This is a genomic window from Streptomyces sp. SudanB182_2057, assembly GCF_964272715.1.
Classification (GTDB): domain Bacteria; phylum Actinomycetota; class Actinomycetes; order Streptomycetales; family Streptomycetaceae; genus Streptomyces; species Streptomyces rubradiris.
In genome coordinates this window covers 7,231,960-7,254,678 of sequence record NZ_OZ186798.1, presented here as the reverse complement: position 1 = coordinate 7,254,678, position 22,719 = coordinate 7,231,960, and the positions used below count along the sequence as shown (strand labels likewise).

Below are 22,719 nucleotides of genomic sequence, written 5' to 3'. Positions count from 1 at the left end.
CGTCAATGCGCCGGCGAGTATTCGGGACGGTTCCCCTCCTGCCGTCAGAGATCCCGGTTCCCCGCCTGCCGTCAGAGATCCAGGACCAGCCTCGGGCACGCCGCCCGGGAGACGCAGATCATCATCGTGTCGTGCGCCTCCCGTTCGGCGGGGGTGAGGAGGGAGTCGCGGTGGTCGACCGTGCCGTCGAGCACGGTCGTCTCGCAGGTGCCGCACGTGCCCTCACGGCAGGAGGAGAGGACCTGCGCCCCTGCCTCCTCGACCGCCCGCAGCACGGACTTGTCCGGCGGGACGGTCACGGTGATGCCGCTCCGCGCCAGCTCGACCTCGAACACCCCGCCCCTCACCGGCGCCTGAGGCTCCCTCGGTGTGAACCGCTCGACATGGAGGGCGCCGGCCGGCCAGTGCGCGCACCGCTCCTCGACGGCCTCGAGCAGCGTCTCCGGTCCGCAGCAGTAGACGAGCGTACCGGGGCGCGGTGCCCCCAGGAGCGCGTCGAGGTCGAGGAGCCCGTACGCGTCCTCCGGCCGGACCCGCACCCGCTCCCCGTACCGCGTGACAAGCGCGTCATGGAAGGCCATCGACGCGAGCGTCCGCCCTCCGTAGACCAACTCCCAGACGCGGTCCCGCTGTTCGGCCCGCTCCAGCATCGGGACGATCGGGGTGATGCCGATGCCGCCCGCGATGAAGAGGTACTTCTCGGCGTCCTCCAGGGGGAAGTGGTTGCGCGGGCCGCGCGCCCGGACCGGATCGCCCTCGGACAACTCGTCGTGCACGTGCAGGGAACCGCCGCGGCCTCCCTTCTCCCGCAGGACGGCGACACGCCACACGCGGGCGTCCTGGGGCGAGGAGCACAGCGAGTACTGCCGTACGAGATCCGGGGCGAGCACGAGGTCGATGTGCGCGCCGGGCGTCCAGGCGGGCAGCGGGGCGCCGTCGGCCCGCCGCAGGTCGAGCGAGACCACACCGTCGGCCTCGTCCGTGCGGCGGACCACGACGAGGTCGAGTCCGGCCTCGGATGCGCTGGTGTTTCCGGTCATCAGGGTTCCTTGAGTACGCACGTGCGTGAACTCCCGCATGAGCGGCAGCACATGCACATGGAGGAGTACGCGGGGTCAGGCGCCGACGAGGTGGCCCGGAGCCGGCGCGGCGGGGGCGGGCCCCGGTCCCGGGTGCCCGGCGGGGTGGGCGAGCAGCCACTCCCACAGCTCCACCGGGTCCTCGGACTCCCGGGACCCGCCGCACCAGCACCGGCCGCCGAGCCGGTCCGTGCCGGGAATCCACACGATCCGGTACACCGTGTCCCCGTCGAGCACGGCCGTGGGCCGCGGGCTCATCGGACGGCCGCCGCGGGCCCGGTCGCCCCCGCCTGGACGAGCCGCTCGAGGACGCGGCGGGCGGCCAGGCCACCGGTGTCGATGTTGATGCTGAGCTCCTGCGTCCCGGCCGGCTCGGCGGCGATGACCTGCTCCAGCCTGTTCAGGGCGACGACGTCCTGGAGGACGACGGTGCGGTTGTTCTCGTACAGGAAGTCGGTGACCGCCTGGTCGTCCAGGGCGAAGTCGCGGGCCACGGCCCAGAAGTCGTGGGTGGTGGTCTCGGTTTCGGGCGTGATGGCGTAGACGACCTCGACGTGGAAGGCGCCCGGGTCGCCGCCGTCCGCGCCGGGGTCCGGTGTACCGACGGGGGCGATGCGCGAGTGCAGCAGGTACAAGCAGGGCGCGTGGTACTCGATGTCCTGCCAGCGCGTGATACGGCCGGTGATGCCGGTGGACCTGGCGTAGAACGGCGGGCAGTCCGCGTCGTCCATGTGGCGGCTGACGCGGACGACGCCGGCCTTCTCGTCCACCTCGGTGGTGATGGGGGTCTCGGCGACCTCGGGGGTGCCGATGTAGCCGCCGTGCAGGTACGTCTCGTGGGACAGGTCCAGCAGGTTGTCCACGAGGAGGCCGTAACGGGCCGCCAGCGGTTCCATGCCGCTGATGGTGGTGTAGGCGGGCGAGTCCAGCCAGGGGGCGCGGGGGATGAGGGCCTCGTCGGCCTTGTCCCTGTCCCCGATCCACACCCACACGAAGGAGTCCTGCTCCTTGACGGGGTAGGACGCGAGCCGGGCGGTGCGCGGCACACGCTTCTGGCCGGGCACCCGCACGCACACGCCGTCGGCTCCGTAGGTGAAGCCGTGGTATCCGCAGACGACCGTGTCCCCGTCCAGCCGGCTCGGCTTCTCGGAGAGCGGGAAACGGCGGTGCACGCAGCGCTCGGCCATGGCGGTGACCTCGCCTGCCTCCGTACGCCAGAAGAGGATCGGCTCGCCGCAGACGGTTCGGGTGAACAACTCCCTCCCGATCTCGCTGCCGTAGGCGGCCACATACCACTGGTCGCGCGCGAATGACGTCGTCGTCATCGCCATCTCCTTCGGGGATTCACGGACTTCGGACGCCACTGCCCCCTTGCCCGGGAGGCCGGAGCGGGCGCCGTGGGTTCTCCAGAGTGCTGCGGACACGGGCCCGCGCACAGGGCGCCTTCCGCTGACCGGAAGACCCTCGTCCCGTCCCGTACTGAACGGCGACGCGTCCCCGACCGATCCGATGCACGGTATTCGGCCAGATCCGATGGCTTCGTGCCATTCGTCGGCAACAGGCCGCCGACGTCATGCGGGCGCCGCTACACAAGAACGCTGAGGCGGCGTTTCCGCCGTCTCGCCGTAAGGGTGGCCGGGCGGTGGGGAGGTCTGGACGGTTGCTGACCATCGACGTGGCGGTGCCGCTCGCGAACGGCGTCCCGCGGGCCGGCCGGTGAGTCCGCGCACCCGCAAAGTCCGGGCGGCGAAGGCCGGGCGCCCGTCGGCCCGGCGGCGTTCCCGCAGGCGGGGCCGGGGACGGCAGCGCGCCGAGGACCGGCTGATCGGCTTCCTGGCGGCCGTCGTCTTCGCCGCCGCCCTGCTGGTGACCGTCGTCAACTGGCTGCTCGTCCACTGGTGGATCCTGGCCGTCGCCGGCGGGCTCGCCGGAGCGGCCGGCGGTGGCTGGCTGTACACCAGGCGGCAGAGGGCGCGGTGGGAAGCGGTCCGCGCACAGGGCCTGCGCTACGGGCTCGCCCAGCTGGACGCCCTGCACCACACGAAGTTCGAGTACGCGGTACGCGACTTGATGCGTCGCGACGGCTGCCAGGACGCGGTCCGCGTCGGAGGCTCCGGCGACCTGGGCGCCGACGTCAAGGCCACGGACCCCTACGGCAGGCGCTGGGTCATCCAGTGCAAACACCGCCGCGACGGCCTCGCCGGCTCCGCCGTGGGCACACCGGACCTCCAGATCCTCAACGGCACGGCCCGCCAGGTCCACGGCGCCGACGTCGCGGTCATCGTCACCAACGGACGCGTCACCGCCCCCGCCGTCGACTTCGCCGGCCGGCAGCGCCTCCACGTGGTCGACCGCCGCGCCCTCGGCCTCTGGGCATCCGGCTCCCGCCCCCTGTGGGAACTCCTGCGCACCGTCCCACCACCTCGCAAGCCGACGGCCCGCTCCTGAACTGCGGCGCGCTGCCTGCCCGTTCCCCCATGGCGCACCCCATACCACCGGACCCGCCCTCTCAGGGGCCCGGCTAGGGTGGCCGAGGGGGATACGGCACATCGTCGGCAAGGAGTCATCGTGCGGTCACCGCTGTCCTGGTTAGCCCATCGCTGGACTTGGGGGCCGCGCAGTCTGCGCATGGCCGCGGTGACGTCCGTGGTGGCAGCCGTGTTGATCATCGTCACCGGTGGTGTCGTACGGGTCACGGGGTCGGGGCTCGGCTGCCCGGAGTGGCCCTCGTGCACCGGCCAGAGCCTGGCACCCACGGCCGAGATGGGAGTGCACGGTGCCATCGAGTTCGGCAACAGGCTGCTGACCGGTGCGCTGTGCGCGGTGGTCGGCTGGCTCATCGTCGCCGCACGGCTGCAACGTGACCCCTCGCGCCCGGTACTGCGCGGGGCCTGGGCCCAGTTCTGGGTCGTCGTCCTCAACGCCGTCGTCGGCGGTGTCACGGTGTGGCTGCGGCTCAGCCCGTACATCGTCGCCGCCCACTTCCTCGCCGCCGCGCTGTTGCTGGCCACGGCGACCGTCACCTGGGTACGCGTGCGGCGGCTGGATCACGACGTGCCCGCGCCCGCGGTTCCGTCGCGGCGTGCCGTCGCCTTGAGCCGGCTCCTGCTGGCGGGGACAGCCGTACTGCTCGTCGCGGGCACCGCGGTCACCGGTTCCGGGCCGCACGCCGGCGACTCCTCCGACGTGGACCGGATGCCGTTCGACTGGGCGGGCGTCACCGTCGTGCACGGTGTGCTCGCCGCCGGGTGCCTCGTCGTGGGCGGCCTGCTGTTCGCCGCTCTGCCCGGCGGTTCCCCGGCCCGTGGGCGTACCGGCGTGTTCCTGGCGGTCTTCGTGGCGCAGGGGGCTGTCGGGGTGTTCCAGTCGCTGGCCTCCTTGCCCTCGGTGGCGGTCATCCTGCATCTGTGCGGATCCGCCCTGGTCTGGGCCGGAGCGGTCCGTGTCACCCTCGCGGTGCGTCAGCACCGCACAGCCGTGCCGGTCGCCGATCGGCTCTTCCCCCGGCCCGCCCGCCCCACGGCGGCTGCCGACACGTGAAAGGACTGAGCTGCGCCGCCCGGGAGCGGTCAGGAGTGCGAGGATCTCCGCCACGGCGCAGGACGCCTTCGGCAGGGGTTCAGTCGCCTGTCGCGGCCAGTGCTCGCTCGGCCTGGCGGACGCGCCACTCCTCGATCGTCTCCTGTTGCCGTCGGGCTCGTTCGAGCAGGGTGGCGAGCCGGGCGGGGTCCAGGCGCTCGTCGGTGGTGCCGAGGCGCGACAGGACCTGCCAGCAGGCCGTTTTCCCCTCGATCCCCAGCCGCAGGGCTTCCAGGTCCAGGACGGTGCCGAGAGGGGAGGGACGCACCAGGTGGCCGTTGGGCTTCAGCCGTCCCAGTTTCTCGGCCGCCCAGCCCGCGCACACCTTGTAACGGCGGACGGGGACGCCGAGGTCCCGCATGATGTCCAGCAGCGCGGCCCGGTCCTCGGCGATCTCGGCCGCCACGGGCCCGATCGCGCGACCGAGCGCGGAACCGCGGGCGGTGCGCGCCAGGCGAGCGGCACGGTCGGTACCGGCGGTGGCGCCGGCGAGGTGGTCGTTGAGGTAGATGCCGAGCGGCCTCGCGTCGGCACCTCGTCCGGTGGATCGGCGCCGGTCGGCGCCGGAGTAGGCGAGAGCGTTCATCTGCGGCCTCCTAGTGTGCGTCGGCATCGGTCTGTGGCACCGTTTCCTCCTCGGGTCGGTCTTCCCCGTCACGGGTACCTCGGCAGCTCCGCGGGATACGCCGTCCGCGTCGTGCCGTGCCCGTGCCGGGGTCCGGGTACCCCGGGGGGCGTGGGCCGGGCGGCCTACGCCTCACGCGGGGGCCGTCCGGTCTCCTCGGCGCCGGTCGCCCGACGCGCGGCGTCGTCCGCCCCCTCCCCCTCGGCCCCGCTCTCGTCCGGGCCGCTCACCACGGTGAGCAGGTCGTCCCGCGCGGCCAGGGCGTCCAGGGAGAGGGTGCGGTAGCCGACCTCGTCGAAGAGCACGGTGATGCGGTCGCCGTCCTCGCTCAGCACGGTGCCGCCGCCCCACTCCCCGTGCCGTACCGCGGCTCCCGGCGGATAGGCGCCGGCGTCCGGGTGCCGCTGGGTGCCGGCCGGGTCGCCGACGCCGCTTTCCGGCTCGTCGCACCTGTCGCAGTTGCCGCAGGGTGCCTCGTACTCCTCCCCGAAGTAGCCCAGGAGGAAGCGCCGTCGGCAGCCGGTGGTCTCGGCGTACGCCCGTGCCATGTCCACGCGCGAGCGGTCCATGCGCTTGTGGGCCTCGGCGGTGTCCACGGCGCGGCGCACCGCGCGGGACGGTGTCGTGCCCCGGACCGGCCGGATGGCACCCGAGGCGTCCGTGACCAGGGCCCCGGCCTCCTCCAGCAGGTTCACGGCCGCGGTGACCCGGGCGCGCGACAGGTCGGTGTCCCGGCGCAGCCCGGCGACGTCCGGTGGGGCGTCGCGGTGGGCGTGGACCGCCCGTACGACCGCGTCCACGGCTTCCGGGCGGGGCGCGCGGCTGTTGAAGTACGCCTGCATCCCGGTGTCCTCGGTGCGGTAGTGCAGTACGGCGAGGGCGGGCCGTCCGTCGCGGCCGCAGCGCCCGATCTCCTGGTAGTAGGCGTCCAGCGAGCCCGGCAGCGACGCGTGCAGCACGAACCGCACGTTCTCCTTGTCGATGCCCATCCCGAAGGCCGAGGTGGCCGTCACGACATCCAGGTCGCCGGAGAGGAACGCCTCGTGGATCCGGCGGCGTTCGGCGGCGCGCAGGCCCGCGTGATAGGCGCCGGCCGCGAACCCGAGGGAGGCCAGCTCCGCAGCGTACGACTCGCTGTCCTTGCGCGTCGCCGCGTAGACGATGCCGGGCTTGGGAGCGGCCGCGGCGTCCTCGACGACTCGGGAGCGCCGTTCGTCGTCCTCCAGGTGGCGGCGCACGTCGAGCCTGATGTTGGGCCGGTCGAACCCGGTGACGAGCTGCCGCGGCCGGTCCATGCCGAGCCGTTCGACGATGTCCTGCCGTACCGGAGGCGCGGCGGTCGCCGTGAGCGCGAGGACGGGCGGGCGGCCCAGCCTGCGTACGGCCTGGGCCAGGCGCAGGTAGTCGGGCCGGAAGTCGTGGCCCCACGAGGACACGCACTGGGCCTCGTCCACCACGAAGAGGGCCGGGCGCGCCTCGGCCAGCCGCTGTACGACGTCGTCCTTGGCCAGTTGCTCCGGGGCCAGGTAGACGTACCGCGCCGAGCCCTCGCGCACCGCCGCCCAGGCGTCCTCGGTCGCGGCCGCGCCGAGGTCGGAGTTGACGGCGACGGCGCCGGGGCCGCGGTCGCCGCCGGGCAGTCCGGCGATCTGGTCCCGTTGCAGGGCCAGCAGCGGGGACACGACGACGACCGGCCCGGCCAGCAGCAGGGCGGGGACCTGGTACACGGCGGACTTGCCGGATCCGGTCGGCATGACGACGAGACAGTCCCGTCCCTCCAGCACCCACTCCATGGCGGTGAGCTGTCCGGGACGCAGTTCCTGCCAGCCGAACACCTCGGCGGCCGTCTCCCGCAGCCGCCCGGCCCGCCGACCGCGGGTCGATGGTGCTTCCCCGGTCATGGCGCGCTCCTCGCTCGGTGGCAGGGCCGTTCCGGGTACCCCGGGCGGGTCCGGCGACGCGGGTGTGTCCGCACGGTCAGGTGCCCAGCTGCCGCTGCAGCCAGTCGGCGGCGGCCCGGCGGAAGAGGCGGCGGTTGTCGGCGCGGAGGAACTCGTGTCCCTCGTCGGGCAGGGTGAGCAGTTCGGCGGTGACACCGCGTTCGCGCGCCGCCCGTACGAACTGCTCCGACTCCCCCGGCGGCACATTGGTGTCGTGCTCCCCGTGCACGGCGAGCACCGGTGCCCGCAGCGCGTCGACGCGGCTCATCGGTGACAGCGCCCGCAGCAGTTCGCGGTCGCGTTCGGGATGGCCGTACTTGTGGGCCGCCGACTGGGCGATCCAGGGTTCGGTGCCCTCGAAGAACGTAGCGAGGTCCGACATGCCGCACACCGCGATCCCGGTGCGGAAGAGGTCGGGGTGCCAGACCAGGGAGGCGAAGGTGAGGTAGCCGCCGTACGAGCGGCCCATCACCGCCAGCCGGGCGGGGTCGGCCAGACCGGCCAGCACGGCGTGGGCGGCGCAGTCCGCGACGTCGTCGATCGCGGCGAACCGTCCCCTGCCCAGGTCCGCGTCGACGAACGACCGGCCGTATCCGGAGGACCCGCGGACATCGGGTGCGAAGACGTCGACGCCCCGCCCGAGGATCTCGTGGTACAGCGGGTCGAGCACGGGGCGTTCCTGGTCCTCGGGACCGCCGTGCAGATGGAGGACGCAGGGCGCCGGTTCGCCGGGGGCGCGGCCCGGGGCGCGGTAGTACCAGCCGTTCAGCGGCAGCCCGTCCCGGGCGGTGGGGCGCAGCGGGACCGGCCGCACGGGCGGGCGGCCCGGGGGGACGGCGTCCTCGTCGCGGGACGACCACGGGGTGCGCACGGGGGTCGCCCCGTCCGGCAGCCACCAGATTCCGGGGCGGCGGCGGGACCCGGACAGGGCCAGCAGCAGCCGGGGGCCGGCGGCCGTGATGCGGGTGACCACTTCGTGCGGCAGGGACACGGGCCGGGGCGGGACCGTCTCCGGCCCGGACCGGGCGTCCGCGTCCCCGCTCCGTCCCGACTGGGCGGCCACGCCCCCACCCCGCCCGGACCGGGCGGCCACGTCCCCACTCCGCCCGGACCGGACGGCCGTCTCCCCGCTCCTCCCGGACCGGGCGGCCACGCCCCCATTCCGCCCGGACCGGACGGCCGTCTCCCCGCTCCTCCCGGGCCGGGCGACCGCGTCCCCGCTCCGCCCGGACCGCGCGGGCGCGCCCGCGCCCGGCCCCGGCCTCGGCCCGCCGACCCCGCTCGCGTCCGCCCCCGGCCCGCCGACCCCGCTCGTGTCCAGGACCTCCAGCTCGCTCACGCCCCGGACGTTCCAGGCGAGCACGGCCGATGCGCCGTCGCGGGCACACCGCAGCAGCTCCAGGTCGCTGTTCTCCCGCGAGGCGGCGACCGACCAGCCGCGCGGGTGTCCTTCCGGGTCGAGCCCGGCGGCGAGCAGGACCGCGAACTCCCGGTGGGCGTTGCTGCGCAGCCAGAGGGTGTCCGCGCGGGGCGAGAAGCCGCCGATCCACGGGTCCCCGTCGGCCACCGGCATCACACAGGTCGTCTCCAGGTCGGCGGTGCGCAGTACGACGGCCTCGCGCCGGCCGCGGGGCCCCCGGCGCAGCAGCGCGAGCGCGCCGTCCCGGCTGAGGTCGCACACGCGCAGCGTCGCCGCGTCCTTCTCGACGGCGAGCAGGGCGGGGGCGGCGACACCGTCGGGGTCGACGAGGTACGCCGACAGTCCGTCGCCGAATCCGGCCGTCGGGGCGGTTCCGCCGCCCGGTGCGCCGATCGCCGCCGTCCGCACCGTGAGCACGGGTGACGGCAGTCCGGGTCCGGGCGCCGTGTGGGGTGCCGGACCGAGGAGCCGGGTGTCGCCCGCCCGGTCCCGCCAGTGGGCCGGCAGGAGGCCGTCGGCCGCGCCGGGGCCGGGCGCACCGGGCTCCGCCGTGGTGTCCGGGCCGGGTGCGGCGGTGGGCACCGCGACGGTGACCGCGATCGCCGACCCGTCGTACGCCCAGCAGCCCAGGTGGGCGGAGCTGCCCGGCTCGGCCCCGGCGAGGATGTGCCGGTCGCCGCCATCGGGGCGGACACACAGGACCCGTGTGTGCTCACCGCCGCCGGGGGCCGTGGTGTAGGCGATCCAGCGGCCGTCGGGCGACCAGGACACCTCGGTCACGGGGTCCGGTCCGTCGTCGAGCAGGTGCACGTCGTCCCCGTCGACGGGCCCGGTCCAGAGCTGCGGCACGCCGCCCCGGTCGCAGATGAAGGCGACGCGGGTGCCGGACGGGTCGGCCGAGGGGTACCAGCAGCCGTGCGCGATGAGCCGCGTCGTCGCCTCGCGCGGCCCGGAGGCGTCCGGCAACGGGACACGGGCGGGTGCGGCGAAGGCGGGGGTACGGCCGCCCGGGGCCGGCGGGGCCGGGGGCGGGGACGGGGACGGGGGGACGCTCCGCTTCGGACGGGCGGCGGCGGGCCGCCCGGCACCGGCGGGGCCGGCGTCGGGCGAGCGTGCCACGAAGGGCTCCCCGGTCAGATTCCGTGCGTCTGCAGCCATATCTCCAGCAAAGCCACTTGCCACAGTGCGTTCGCTCCGCGCTTGGTGCGGTGTCGGTCGGGGGCCGCCAGCAGTTCGGCGACGTAGGAGTCCCGGAAGACGCCGCGGCGCTTGGCCTCGGGGGCGCTCAGCGCCTCACGCACCCGCTCCAGGACGGGTCCGGCCATGTGCGTGATCGCCGGGACCGGGAAGTAGCCCTTGGGACGGTCGACCACCTCGCGGGGCAGCAGTTTGCGGCCGGCCTCCTTGAGGACGCCCTTGCCGCCGTCGGCCAGCTTCAGCTCCGGCGGGCAGGCGGCGGCCAGTTCGACCAGTTCGTGGTCCAGGAAGGGCACGCGGGCCTCCAGGCCCCAGTCCATCGTCATGTTGTCGACCCGCTTGACCGGGTCGTCGACCAGCATGACGTGGGTGTCGAGGCGCAGGGCGGCGTCGAGCGCCGTCTCGGCCCCCGGCGCCGCCATGTGCTCCCGGACGAACCGGCCGGAGACGTCGTCGCGCGGCAGCATGTCCGGTCGCAGCATGGTGGCGAGGTCGGCGTGCGACCGGTCGAAATACGTCTCGGCGTACCTCTGCGGCTCCTCCTCGCGGGCCGCGGACGCCAGTCGCGGGTACCAGTGGTAGCCGGCGAAGACCTCGTCGGCGCCCTGCCCGCTCTGGACCACCTTGACGTTCTGCGACACCTGCTCGGACAGCAGGTGGAAGGCGACCACGTCGTGGCTCATCATGGGCTCGCTCATCGCCGCGACCGCCGCGTCCAGGGCCGCCGACACGCGCCGCGAGGGGACCACGAACCGGTGGTGGTCGGTGGCGAACTCCCTGGCCACCAGGTCGGAGTACCGGAACTCGTCCCCTTCGTCGCCGCCCTCCGCCTCGAAGCCCACGCTGAACGTCGCCAGGTCCCGCTGCCCCTCGTCGGCCAGCAGGGCCACGATCAGGCTGGAGTCCAGTCCTCCGGACAGCAGCACACCGACCGGGACGTCGGCGACCATCCGGCGCCGTACGGCGGTGCGCAGCGCGTCCAGCACCGCGTCCCGCCACTCGGCGACGCCCATGCCGGCGTGCTCGGGACGGCGGGTGTACGACGGCTGCCAGTAGCGGTGTTCCTGGTAGGTGCCGTCCGGCTCGACGACCCGCACGGTGGCCGGGGGAAGCTTGCGCACTCCCGCCAGCACGGTCCGGGGGGCGGCCACGGTCGCGTGCCAGCTGAGGTACTGGTGCACGGCGGCCGGGTCGAGGGAGGTGTCCACGCCGCCGGCCGCGAGCAGGGCGGGCAGCGAGGAGGCGAACCGCAGCCGCCCCGGCGTCTGCGCCAGGTACAGGGGCTTGATGCCGAGCCGGTCGCGGCCCAGGACCAGACGGCCGGTCCGGTGCTCGACGAGGGCGAAGGCGAACATGCCGTAGAAGCGGTCGACGCAGGCGGTACCCCACTGCCGGTAGGCCGCGAGGAGGACCTCGGTGTCGGAGGTGGACCGGAACCGGTGGCCGAGGGCCGTCAGTTCCGCGCGCAGCTCCTGGTAGTTGTAGATGCACCCGTTGAAGACGCCGGTGATCTCCTGCCGGGTGTCGGTCAGGGGCTGCGCCCCGCGCTCGGACAGGTCGATGATCTTCAGACGGCGGTGCCCCAGCGCGACGGCGCCGTGTGACCACACCCCCTCTCCGTCGGGTCCGCGGGCGGCGAGCCGGTCGTTCATCCGCTCGACGGCCGCGAGGTCGGGGCGTGTGCCGTCGAAGCGCATCTCTCCGCTCAGGCCGCACATCGGCAACGACCTCCCCACCGCGTGTACGGGTCGCACGGGGTGCGCGGCGGGCCGCCCGCCGGTATGTGGCCGGGACTGATCGACACGGTGGTGCTTCTCCTTCGCGACAAGAGTGAGTACGGGACGGGACGAATACGTGGATGGGAGTACCTGGATACGGATGCGTGGATACGAGTACCTGGATACGGACGGTGGATACGGGGATGCCTCGCGCGCTCAGCGGCCGGCGATTCCGGCGCGGCCGGCCCCGGAGGGGCGGGCGAGGGGCCGCCCGGGGGTGGTGAGGTTCCGGGCGGGAGCGGCGGGCCGGCGGCGCGGATGGTCGTCGCCCCGGGTCTCCGCGATCACCAGATCGGTGCAGGCGAGCAGGTCCTCCTCCGCGGCGGTGCGGCGCATGCGGTCGGCGGCGCTGCCGGTCGCGAGGGCCCGCTCCGCGAGGTCCCGGACCGTGGTCCAGTCCCCGGCGGCCTCGAGCGCCGGGCGCACCCGTCCCAGCAGGCGCCGTACGACCTGTGCCGCGGGTGCCTCGTGCATGGTCTCGGGGTCGATCAGGGCGCCTTCCAGGCCCGACCGCGCGGCCCGCCAGGCGGCGGCGCGCAACCACTCGTGCCGCCCGGCGCAGACGGGCGCGTCCGGCGCCTCCAGCCGCGCGCGGGCCTCGGTCACCAGGGCGCGGTAGAGCCCGGCGACCAGGACGACCGTCTCCGGCCGGGGGCAGGCGTCGCAGATGCGCAGTTCGAGGGTCCGCTGGTGGGCGGACGGCCGGATGTCGTGGTAGATCATGCCGGCGTCGCTGATGACGCCCGAGTCGATCAGGCACCGCACGGCGGCGTCGTACTCGGCGGCGTCGGCGTAGCAGCCCGGCGGGCCCGCGGTGGGCCATCGCTGCCACACCATGGTCCGCCAGCTGTCGTAGCCGGTGTCGGTGCCCAGCCAGAAGGGGGAGCTGGCCGACAGGGCGAGCAGGACGTGCAGCCATGGGGACACCTCGCACATGAGGCGCACGGCCAGGTCGCGTTCGGGCACGTCGACGTGGACGTGGGTTCCGCAGATCAGCTGCTCGTCGGCGACCATGCGGTATTCGTCGACCATGTGGCGGTAGCGGCGCCCGGGGGTCGGGCGGGTGTCCTGCGTGCGGGCGAGCGGCACGGTACCGGCGGCCACGACGGCGAGCCCGTGTGCGCTCGCCGCGGCGTCGAGCCTGCGTCTGGCACTGATCACGTCGTCGTACAGGCCGGCGAGGGACTCGTGCACACCGCTGTTCGTCTCGACGGCCGCCTGCTGCAGTTCGGTCGTGAAGGTGTCTGCGGGGAGCGTTTCCAGCAGGGTGTCGGCTCGGGGCGCGAGCAGGCCCGTCTCCACCTCGACGATGTGGAACTCCTCTTCCACTCCGATGCGAACGGTCACGGCACTCCTAAGGTGACGGGCAGACGCTGATTGCCTCGGCCGGGATCCGGCCCGCCCCACCGGTCCGCCGGAGCGGGGCTGTGCACACCTCCGACTTCCCACCAGACCCATTGCTAAGCAGGACCGCTCCTCAGAGCGAGTACCATCACAGACGAGCGCGACAGGTGGGCGCCGGTACGAGCCCTCGCCACAGCAGACGAACGAGGCGACGCGCGGACCGACGACTCCGGCGCCCTGACCTCGTCCACCCTCCCCGCACGTGGCGGCCACACACATACATGCCACCGGAACTATGGCGCCCCACCACATGTGCCCCTGAGTGCGAACCCCTCGGCCCGTGCCGGCCACCGCCGGAGCACTCCGAAGCCGGTGCGGGACCACGAGGCGTCCGGGCCGTCGGCGCCATCGTCCCCCGGGACACAACGCGCACTGGTGCGCAAACCTCACACCGCGTCAACTTCCTTAGCCGAGCGGGGAGTCGGAGTCGGCGGCCGATCGCGCCCTCCACGACCTCGGCCCGTCGCTCGCGTTCCGACCCGTGAACGGTTCCGCGAGGACACCGTTCCGTGCCGTCCGCAACCCGCCCCGCATCCGCCGCGCCCGAGCGTCCAGCCGTCGGCCCGCGCCGTGAACGCCGTTTGCGCACAACGGTGTTGAGAACACCGGAACCGCCGGACCCGTGCCGCGATCGGCGCCGGACGCCCGCCGTCCGTGCTGTCGGTGAGCTGGCGCATACCGACTGTGCACATGGGACCGAGACCGTCCCGCAACCGGGCACGCAACCTGTTCCGGAGCCGCCCGGGCCCGCACGGCCCTCAACCCGCCGCCGCACCCGATTCCGTCGATCATGACACCGTCGGACTGATGTCACCACAGGTCCAGCAGGAGTACATCAGCCACGGCCGTTCATGATCGTGGTCGCGGTGACCGTCCGCCCGCCCCGGCACTGAAAGTGATCCGGAACTAGTTCAACCGTTGCCCGAAAGCACCTTCTTCAGGTACGTTCCAATCGATCACGCAAAGTACTGGCCAGATTTGACCTGCGCGGCGCCCTCCGGGGGGAGTTCTACGGTTTGCGCGGGCACACGGTTTGGTAGGGGGGCGTACACGCATGTCTGCACGATGTCTTGAGTACGTGCAGTATCCCTGTGACCGATGTACGGCGACGCCGGCGACGCTCTGAGCGCCGGCTCCGCACCGCACGGTCCCAAGGGTTCCTTCCGGCGATCGGTTCACTGAACGAGCGCCGTTCCGACCTTTTCACGGCTGCCCGAAGGCAGCCGGAGCCACCACCGAACGCGCATTTCGCATGCCCGATGCCGGGAATGTGTTACGCGCGTCGATTCCACCTGCCTTATTTCAAGGCTCCCACTTGACGAATTCCAGGTTCGAAGGATGATGGCGAAACCAGCGGGGTCCGGAGAATTGTCCCTGTCAGAAATGCTGCGCGCGGCCACCGCCGCCCAGCCCGACCGGACTGCCGTCTCCTGTGGTACGGAGCGGCTCTCCTTTCAGCAGCTCAGTGAGCGCAGCGAGCACATGGCCGCCTACCTGCGGCAGCTCGGTGTGGGGGCGGACGACCCCGTCGGCATCTTCATGGAGCCGTCCGTCGACCTCATGACGAGCGTCTGGGGCGTCCTGCACTCGGGCGCCGCGTACCTGCCACTGTCACCGGAGTACCCGGACGAGCGGGTGCGCTACATGATCACGGACTCGCGGACCAAGGTCGTCCTGACCGCGGAGTCCCTGGTGTCCCGGCTGGCCGAGATGACACCGCCGGGGACGCGGATCGTCACCGTCACCGAGGCCCAGGCCCGCCCGGACCAGCCGGCCGCCGCCGGGACCGCCGTACCGCCGGCGTTCCCGCCCGCGCGGGGCGACACCCTCGCGTACGTCATCTACACCTCGGGGAGCACCGGCAACCCGAAGGGCATCGGCGTCGAACACCACAGCATCGTCAACCAGATGCGGTGGATGTCCGAGGAACAGGGCCTGGACGAGCGCAGGACGGTGCTGCAGAAGACGCCGCTGAGCTTCGACGCGGCCCAGTGGGAGATCCTCGCGCCGGCCTGCGGCAGCAGCGTGGTGATGAGCGAGCCGGGCCGCTACGCCGACCCCGGCGGGCTCATCGACCTGATCGTGGAGAACCGGGTCACCACCCTGCAGGGCGTGCCGACGCTGCTGCAGGCGCTGGTCGACACCGGCCGGTTGTCCGACTGCACCTCGCTCACCCACGTCTTCAGCGGCGGCGAGGCGCTCACCCGGACCCTGGCGGTCGAACTGCTCGACGCTTTACCGCAGATCGATCTGGTGAACCTGTACGGTCCGAGCGAGTGCACCATCAACGCGTCGGCCCACACCGTGGACCGCCGTACCGTCCACGAGGGTCCCGACCACGTCTCCATCGGCCGGCCGGTCCGGGGCATGACCTTCCACATCCTCGACGCGGCGCGCCGGCCCGTCGCCCCGGGTGAGGCGGGCGAACTCCACATCTCCGGCGTTCAGTTGGCCCGCGGGTACCTCCACAATCCCCAGCTGACGGAGGAACGTTTCCTCACCAATCCGTTCTCCACGGACCCGGCGTACGCCCGTCTCTACCGCACCGGTGACCTGGCCCGCTGGAACGACGACGGCACCGTACAGTTCCTCGGCCGCACCGACAGCCAGGTCAAGCTGCGCGGTTTCCGGGTCGAGCTGGACGAGATCAAGGTGTCCATCGAGAAGCACGAGTGGGTGAAGCGGGCCGCCGTCCTGGTCCGGGAGGACACCCGGGTCGGCGCCAACCTCATCGCCTTCATCGAGCTCGACCCGCAGCGCGCCGCGCTGATGGACCAGGGCAACCACGGCAGTCACCACCAGTCGAAGAAGAGCAGGCTGCAACTCAAGGCCCAGCTCGCCAATCTGGGGGTCCGTCAGGAGGAGGGCGCGGCGGTCGTCGAGCTGCCGGGCCGAGCGGCCACGGCCGACCAGCGGCGCACGGTGTTCGCCCGCAAGACCTACCGGTTCTTCGAGGGCGGCGGGGTCACCCGCGCCGACCTGCTGGCCCTGCTCGCCCGTCCGGCCGGGCAACCGGCCGCGCACCGCGACCCGGCCACCCTGAGCCTGTCCGAACTGGGCACCCTGCTGCGCTACTTCGGGCAGTTCCCGAGCGGCGAACGACTGCTGCCCAAGTACGGGTACGCCTCCCCCGGCTCGCTGTACGCCACACAGCTCTATCTGGAGCTGTCCGGCGTCGCGGGCCTCGAACCGGGCTTCTACTACTACCACCCGGTCGAGCACCGGCTGGTGCTGATCAGCCCCGCCGCGGCCGGCGAGCCCAGGCTGCGGGCCCACTTCATCGGACGCCGGTCGGCCATCGAGCCCGTCTACCGCAACAACATCCGGGAAGTCCTCCAGTTCGAAGCCGGCCACATGGTCGGCCTGTTCGACCACGTCCTCCCCGAGTACGGGCTGCGCGTCAACCCGGGGCCGGTCACGCCCGGGGTCAAGGACGTCCTGCGCTGCCCGGACGAGGACTACTACCTCGCGACGTACGACGTGGAGTCGGCGGCGGCCCCGGCCGTCACCAACCCGGTCGAGCTGTACGTGCAGGCCCACCCCGACCGCGTCACGGAGCTGCACGGCGGCCAGTACCGGTTCGACGGCGCCGAGTTGACGCACGTGTCCGACGACCTGGTCCGCAAGCAGGACGTCATCGCCATCAACCAGGAGGTGTACGACCGGGCGAGCTTCGGGATCAGCCTGATCGGGCGCGCCCCCGAGCCCTGGCAGCGCTACGTCGACCTCGGCCGGGAGCTGCAGCGCCTGCAGATGAACGGCCTCGACATGGGGCTGATGTCGTCCGGGTACAGCTCGGAGACCGGCAACCCGCTGCCGTCCGCCCGGCGCATCGCGGACATCGTCGACCTGGGTCCCGACGCGGCCTCCTACTTCGCCGTCGGCGGCCGCATCAGCGCCGAACAGCGGCTCAGCGAGGGCATGAAGGAGGACTCCGTCCACATGCGGGGGCCGGCCGAGATCGTCAAGGACAACCTCGCCGAGACCCTGCCCCCGTACATGGTGCCCAACCGGGTCACCGTGCTGGACGCCTTCCCGCTCACCCCGAACGGCAAGGTCGACCACCAGGCCCTGCGCGAGCTGGACAAAGCCGCCGTCGACGACACGGAGGCACCGGTCGTCCCGCCGCGCACCCCCACCGAGGAGGCCATCGCCGCGCTGTGGGGCACGGTGCTCCGGCAGGAGCGCGTCTCGATCCGGGACAACTTCTTCGCCGCCGGGGGGCACTCGCTGACCGCGGTGAACCTCGTCGGGCGGATCAACCGGGAACTCGGCAGCTCGCTGCCGCTGCAGGTGCTGTTCGACGCGCCGACCATCGCCGAGCTGGCCCGGCGTGTCGACCGTGAGCCCTCGACCGAGCTCACCCGGCTGGTGCGGCTGCGCGCCGGTGACGGCGTCCGGCCGGTGTTCTGCTGGCCCGGGCTCGGCGGCTATCCGATGAGCCTGCGGCTGCTGGCGGGCCGGCTGGAACTGGACCGGCCGTTCCTCGGGGTGCAGGCCCACGGCATCAACCCGGGCGAGGTGCCGTACCCGACGTTCGAGGAGATGGTCGCCCACGACATCGAACTCGTCCGGAAGGTCCAGCCGGCCGGCCCGTACACGCTGTGGGGGTACTCCTTCGGGTCCCGGGTCGCCTTCGAGGTGGCGCACCAGCTGGAGAGCGCGGGCGAACGCGTCGAGGAGCTGATCCTGATCGCTCCCGGCAAGCCGCCCGTGGAGGCCCGCGCCGATCAGCCGGACGGGGCGTCGGTGGGCTTCTCGAACCCGGCCTTCGTCTCGATCCTCTACTCGGTGTTCGCCGGAAACCTGGAGCCGTCGGCGGTCGAGGCGTGCCTGGCCGCGACCCGGGACGAGGACTCCTTCGTCGAGTTCGTCTGCGACCGGTTCGAGCACCTGGACCGTGATCTGGTGCGCCGGATCGTCGGCGTGGTGCGCACGACCTTCCCCTTCGAGTACGCCCCCGACGAGTTGGCCCGGCGCGGCGTCGACGCGCCGATCACGGTGCTCCGGGCCCGGGGCGACCAGGACTCCTTCATCGACTCCACCCCCGCGCTGTCGCGGTCGTCCCTGCGGATCAGCCAACTCCAGGCGGACCACTACGAACTGCTCCGCGCGCAGGGAATCGACGAACTCGTCTCCGCCCTTCAGGCCGCGCGCCTCCCGAGAAAGGCCATCGGAGTGCCCCACGTGAGCATCAAGCATTTCCCGAACAACCTCGCGGCCGACCAGATCTCCGCACTCGTGGACGCGATCACCAGCGCGGTGGGCACCGCCTTCTCGGTGGACGAGGGCGCCGTCTCGATCGCCCTCGAACCGGTCGCCCAGGAGGCATGGACCGAACGGGTGTACATTCCCGAGATCGTCCAAGGCACGGCGAAGCTGGTGAAGTCCCCCAACTACTGAAGTCCACCGCTGAGTTCGACGTGCCACCGGGAAAGACCAGACATGACATTACGGAGCATCGCATGCGTAGGCTGATCGTCAGGGCGAGGGAGGACCTCTCCGTGATCGTCGCGCGGGACCCGTCGGTCCGCACCCGCGCGGAGGCGCTGCTGCACCCGGCCCTGCCGGCGCTGTGGACCCACCGGCTGGCGCACGCCCTCTACGTCCGTGGGCACCGTCATCTCGCCCGCCTCCTGGCCTACACGGCCCGCGCGGTGACCGGCGGCATCGAGATCCATCCGGGCGCGCGGCTGGGCCGGCGCGTGTTCATCGACCACGGGGCCGCGGTGGTCATCGGGGAGACGGCCGAGGTCGGCGACGACGTCACGATCTTCCACCAGGTCACGCTGGGCTCGGTCGGCTGGTGGCGGGACGGCCGCCGGGCGGCCGGTGAGCGCCGGCACCCGGTCGTGGGCGACCGGGTGGTGCTCGGCACCAACGCGATCGTGCTGGGCCCGGTCACCGTCGGCGACGACGCGCTGATCGGCGCGGGCTCGCTCGTCCTGGGCGACGTGCCCTCGGGTGCCCGTGTGATGGCCCCCCTCGGCGAGGTCACGCCGCGCGTGTCGCCAGCGGACCGCGAGGAGGCGGACGCGCTGCTGCGCGCGCTGGCCTCCTCCGGATGCTGGTGACGGCCGGCCCCGTCCCCCGCCCCGCACGTCGCCCGCCGTTCCCCGCCCCCCGACCACGCGTCGGCAGCCATCGGAGGCACACATGATTCACGTCGGTGTCGTGGAGAGCAATCTCTCCGGATCCGGCTTCGAGGGCCTGCAGATCATCAAGGAACTCGACTGTCGCGTCACCTTCTTCACCCGCGACCTGGACCGCTACCTGGCCGTGCCGGGCGGTCCCGCCTACTTCGAGCAGTACGTCGACGAGATCGTCCACTGCGAGACGAACATCTACGAGGAACTCCTGCCGCACGTGCACGCGGCCGGGGCGAAGCACCCCTTCGACGCGTTCCTCACCCTCGCCGAGTACGACGTGGTCGTGGCCGCCCAGGTGGCGGTCCACCTCGGACTGCCCACGGTCAGCGTCGACGGTGTCGCGACCGCGCGCAACAAGGCGCTGATGCGCCGCCGCTGCGCCGAACTCGGCGTCGCGATACCGGCGTTCCGTACCGTGAGCGACCCCGCCGAGGCGGCGGCGGCCGCGGCGGAGATCGGCCTGCCCTGCGTGGTCAAGCCGGCCGACGAGACCAGCAGCGCCGACGTGCGGCTGGTGGAGACCGCGGAGCAGGCCGCCGAGCACGTCGCGCTGATCCAGTCCCGCCGGGAGAACACCCGCGGCCAGGCGCGCTACCACGAGCTGATGGTCGAGGAGTATCTGAGCGGCCCCGAGGTCAGTGTCGAGGTGCTGGCCGACGGCGACCGCTACGAGGTCTTCGGCGTCACCGACAAGTCGGTCGTCGGCCAGGGCTACTTCGTCGAACTGGCCCACACCTTCCCCTCCAGCCTGCCCGAGCCGGTGGTGCGCGCCTGCGGCGACCTGGCCGTCCAGGCGCTGCGCGCGGTCGGCTTCGACCTGGGCATGGCGCACGTCGAGATCAAGGTGACCCCGTCCGGGCCCAAGCTCGTGGAGATCAACCCCCGGCCCGCCGGCGGGAAGATCACCTACCTCGTCGACCGCGCCCTCGGCATCAAGTCCCTGGAGCTGGTGGCCCGGCAGTACCTGGGGCAGCCCCTGCCCGCCCGGGTCCTGCCCGAGCGGCCGGCCGGCGGCGCCGCCATCCGCTACCTGACCGCGCAGCCCGGCCGGGTCGTGTCGGTCGGCGGCCAGGAGCGGGCCGCCGCGCTGCCCGGCGTCGAGGAAGTGGTCGTCAAGCCGAAGCCGGGTTCCGTCGTGAGGGAGTTGCGGCGCAACGGCGACCGCGCCGGCCATGTGCTCGTGGTGGCCGACACCGCCGAGCTGGCGGCGCGCACCGCGGAGGCCGCCGCCCAGGAGATCAGCATCCGCACCGAGCCGGTCGTACGGCGTCCCGTCGCGGACTCCCTGGTCGAGCTGATCGGCGGTACGCCGCTGCTGAGGCTGCCGGTCCAGCGCGTCGTGGACGGGGTCCCGGACGACGCCGAGGTGCTGGGCAAGCTGGAGCTGTTCAACCCCTGGTCCAGCAGCAAGGACCGGGCCGCGCTGTCGATGCTGCGCGGCGCCGAGGAGCGCGGGCTGCTCACCCCGGGCGACGGCACGGTGATCGAGGCGACCTCGGGCAACACCGGCATCTCGCTGGCCGCGCTGGCGGCGGCTCGCGGCTACCGCTGCGTCATCGTGCTGCCGGACAACGCCACCCAGGAGCGGGTCGCCATCCTGCGGTCGCTCGGCGCCGAGGTCGTACGGACCCCGCACGAGGAGGGCTACCAGGCGGCGGTCGACAAGGCGGAGGAACTGCACCGGCAGACTCCCGGCTCGTGGTTCTGCTGCCAGCACGACAACCCGGACAACACCCGCGCCCACTACGAGACGACGGGCCCGGAGATCTGGAACGACGCCGACGGCCGGATCGACGTGTTCGTCTGCGGAGTGGGCACCGGCGGCACGCTCAGCGGCGCGGGACGCTACCTGCGCGAGAGCCACCCCGCGGTGCGCATCGTGGCGGTGGAGCCGGCCGGCTCGCCGCTGCTGTCCGGCGGCGAGCCCGGCGCGCACACCATCCCGGGCTACAACGGCGGTTTCATCGCGCCCACCACGGAGCGCCACCTCATCGACGAGGTCATCGCGGTCTCCGACGCGGACGCCCTGAACACCACCCGGCGGCTCGCGGCGCGCGCCGGTCTGATCGTCGGGGTCTCGGCCGGGGCCGTGGTCCACGCGGCCGGCGTCCTCGCGGCACGCCCGGAGTACCGGGGCCGGCGCATCGTGACCCTGCTGCCCGACACCGGCGAGCGCTACCTCAGTCTGCTCGGCCACGAGGCCGGGGCCGGCGACGCGGGCGGTGCCCGGTGACGACGCCCGAACCCACCGACGGCCGGCCCCGCCTGCTGATGGTGATGCCGTACCGCCAGTTCGTGCGCAAGGCCCAGGCCGAGGGGTTCTGGGTCGGCGCGGTCTGGGACCCGCGGCTGGAGTCACCGGAGTACCTCGACGACGTCCGCGCACTGGCCGACCTGTACGTGGAGACCGATTTCCAGGACCCGGACCTGCTGCGCCGCACCCTGCGCGAGGTGGCCCGGGAGCACCGGGCCACGGTGGTCTACCACATCGGCCGGGAGGAGACGATGGTCACCGCCCACGAGGTGGCCGAGGAGCTGCGTGCCGAACTCAACCCGGCCGCCGCGATCCGCTTCCTCGCCGACAAGCACGCGATGCGCGACCTGCTCGCCCGGCGCGGGCTGTCCCCGGTGTCCTTCGAGGCCGCGCCCACCCGCCGGGAGGTGCCGGGCGCGGTCGAGCGGATCGGCTGCCCGGCCGTCGTCAAACCGGCCGCGCTCGCCGGCAGCCGGGGCGTGTTCCTGTGGCAGGAGCCGCAGGACCGGGCGGCCTGGACGGCGCTCGTCGACGCGTACGACTACGACGGTCCGTTCCTGGTGGAGGAGTACCTGCGCGGCCCCGAGTACAGCGTGGAGACGCTGAGCCGGGACGGCCGCCACCAGGTCGTCGGCATCACCGAGAAGCTGCTGGGACCGCCGCCGCTGTTCGTGGAGGTGGGGCACGTCCATCCGGCGCCGCTCCCCGAGGACCGCCGGCGGGCGATCGAGGAGCTCACCACGGAGTTCCTCACGGCGTGCGGGTACCGGTTCGGCCCGGCCCACACCGAGATCATCTGGACCGAGCGCGGGCCGCGCATCGTCGAGTCGCAGGCCCGCCTCGGCGGTGACCGCATCCCGCGGCTCGTCGAGCTGGCCACCGGCCTGGACATCGAGCAGGCGATCTTCGCCGCCCTCGCGGACCGGCCGGCCGAGGTCTCCGGGGCGACGGCGACGGCGATCGTGCGGTTCTTCACCTTCCCGCCCGGCCGCATCGGCGAGATACGGGGCCTGGAGACGCTCACCGGCCTCCCGTACGTCGACGAACTGAGCCTCCGGCTGAGCCCGGGCGGCACGGTGCCGGAGGTCCGCGACTCCAAGAGCCGGCACGGCCACGTCATCGTCTCCGGTGCCACCCCCGAGGAGGCCCGGGCCCGGTCCGCGGAGGTGCTCGCCGCCCTCGAGGTCGTCGTCGACGGCACGCCCGTCCGGGCGGACGGCCGCACCGGAGTGCTGGGGACGCCCGTATGAGCGCCACCGGTCACGAAACCCCCCACGTACGAAGAAAGGCAGTG

The 22,719-nt window shown here is 73.0% G+C and carries 14 protein-coding genes and 1 pseudogene; 7 read left to right on the top strand and 8 right to left on the bottom strand.

Annotation, left to right across the window (positions count from 1 at the left end; all coding sequences use genetic code 11):
* Window positions 1-71: 71 nt before the first annotated feature.
* The 3 genes from ACSURM_RS32325 to ACSURM_RS32315 form a co-directional block, all read right to left on the bottom strand.
* Window positions 72-1,040, bottom strand: coding sequence for a PDR/VanB family oxidoreductase (locus ACSURM_RS32325; protein ID WP_436959294.1), 969 nt, complete (start codon window positions 1,038-1,040; stop codon window positions 72-74).
* A gap of 75 nt (window positions 1,041-1,115) precedes the next feature.
* On the bottom strand, window positions 1,116-1,337 hold the full coding sequence (locus ACSURM_RS32320) for a hypothetical protein (protein WP_436959293.1): 222 nt from the start codon (window positions 1,335-1,337) through the stop codon (window positions 1,116-1,118).
* The gene (locus tag ACSURM_RS32315; RefSeq protein WP_436959292.1) at window positions 1,334-2,404 is read right to left on the bottom strand and encodes a Rieske 2Fe-2S domain-containing protein; all 1,071 of its coding nucleotides are present in this window, start codon (window positions 2,402-2,404) and stop codon (window positions 1,334-1,336) included. The genes ACSURM_RS32320 and ACSURM_RS32315 overlap by 4 nt, the downstream gene beginning before the upstream one ends.
* A gap of 391 nt (window positions 2,405-2,795) precedes the next feature.
* Here ACSURM_RS32315 and ACSURM_RS32310 point away from each other — a divergent pair, with 391 nt between their 5' ends.
* Window positions 2,796-3,527, top strand: a complete 732-nt coding sequence (locus tag ACSURM_RS32310; RefSeq protein ID WP_436959291.1) for a restriction endonuclease — start codon at window positions 2,796-2,798, stop codon at window positions 3,525-3,527.
* A gap of 180 nt (window positions 3,528-3,707) precedes the next feature.
* On the top strand, window positions 3,708-4,619 hold the full coding sequence (locus tag ACSURM_RS32305) for a COX15/CtaA family protein (RefSeq protein ID WP_436959290.1): 912 nt from the start codon (window positions 3,708-3,710) through the stop codon (window positions 4,617-4,619).
* A gap of 79 nt (window positions 4,620-4,698) precedes the next feature.
* Here the strand turns inward: ACSURM_RS32305 and ACSURM_RS32300 are convergent, their stop codons facing one another.
* The 5 genes from ACSURM_RS32300 to ACSURM_RS32280 all read right to left on the bottom strand — a co-directional run bounded on the left by ACSURM_RS32300 (window position 4,699) and on the right by ACSURM_RS32280 (window position 12,965).
* Window positions 4,699-5,244: a hypothetical protein gene (locus ACSURM_RS32300; RefSeq protein WP_436959289.1), complete on the bottom strand. Its 546-nt coding sequence runs from the start codon at window positions 5,242-5,244 to the stop codon at window positions 4,699-4,701.
* A gap of 164 nt (window positions 5,245-5,408) precedes the next feature.
* The gene (locus tag ACSURM_RS32295) at window positions 5,409-7,184 is read right to left on the bottom strand and encodes a RecQ family ATP-dependent DNA helicase (protein WP_436959288.1); all 1,776 of its coding nucleotides are present in this window, start codon (window positions 7,182-7,184) and stop codon (window positions 5,409-5,411) included.
* A 76-nt stretch (window positions 7,185-7,260) separates the two neighbouring features.
* The gene (locus ACSURM_RS32290; protein WP_436959287.1) at window positions 7,261-9,801 is read right to left on the bottom strand and encodes a S9 family peptidase; all 2,541 of its coding nucleotides are present in this window, start codon (window positions 9,799-9,801) and stop codon (window positions 7,261-7,263) included.
* Window positions 9,777-11,558, bottom strand: a complete 1,782-nt coding sequence (locus ACSURM_RS32285) for an N-acetylglutaminylglutamine amidotransferase (RefSeq protein WP_436959286.1) — start codon at window positions 11,556-11,558, stop codon at window positions 9,777-9,779. The genes ACSURM_RS32290 and ACSURM_RS32285 overlap by 25 nt, the downstream gene beginning before the upstream one ends.
* Before the next feature lie 216 nt (window positions 11,559-11,774).
* A complete protein-coding gene (locus ACSURM_RS32280; RefSeq protein ID WP_436959285.1) occupies window positions 11,775-12,965 on the bottom strand; it encodes a carboxylate-amine ligase in 1,191 nt (396 codons plus the stop codon).
* Window positions 12,966-14,390: 1,425 nt separating this feature from the next.
* On the opposite strand from ACSURM_RS32280, the gene ACSURM_RS32275 reads away from it, so the two are divergent.
* From ACSURM_RS32275 to ACSURM_RS32255, 5 genes and pseudogenes are all read left to right on the top strand, one after another.
* A complete protein-coding gene (locus tag ACSURM_RS32275; RefSeq protein ID WP_436959284.1) occupies window positions 14,391-18,425 on the top strand; it encodes an amino acid adenylation domain-containing protein in 4,035 nt (1,344 codons plus the stop codon).
* Between the two features lie 62 nt (window positions 18,426-18,487).
* Window positions 18,488-19,096, top strand: coding sequence for a serine O-acetyltransferase EpsC (gene epsC / locus ACSURM_RS32270; protein ID WP_436959283.1), 609 nt, complete (start codon window positions 18,488-18,490; stop codon window positions 19,094-19,096).
* 82 nt (window positions 19,097-19,178) lie between these two features.
* Window positions 19,179-20,063: pseudogene (locus ACSURM_RS32265) on the top strand (ATP-grasp domain-containing protein); the annotation flags it as partial.
* Window positions 20,040-21,404, top strand: coding sequence for a cysteine synthase (locus ACSURM_RS32260; RefSeq protein ID WP_436961227.1), 1,365 nt, complete (start codon window positions 20,040-20,042; stop codon window positions 21,402-21,404). The pseudogene ACSURM_RS32265 and the gene ACSURM_RS32260, both read left to right, overlap by 24 nt.
* Window positions 21,401-22,675 carry an ATP-grasp domain-containing protein gene (locus tag ACSURM_RS32255; RefSeq protein ID WP_436959282.1) on the top strand — a complete coding sequence of 425 codons (1,275 nt, stop codon included), beginning with the start codon at window positions 21,401-21,403 and terminating at the stop codon, window positions 22,673-22,675. The genes ACSURM_RS32260 and ACSURM_RS32255 overlap by 4 nt, the downstream gene beginning before the upstream one ends.
* Window positions 22,676-22,719: the final 44 nt, after the last annotated feature.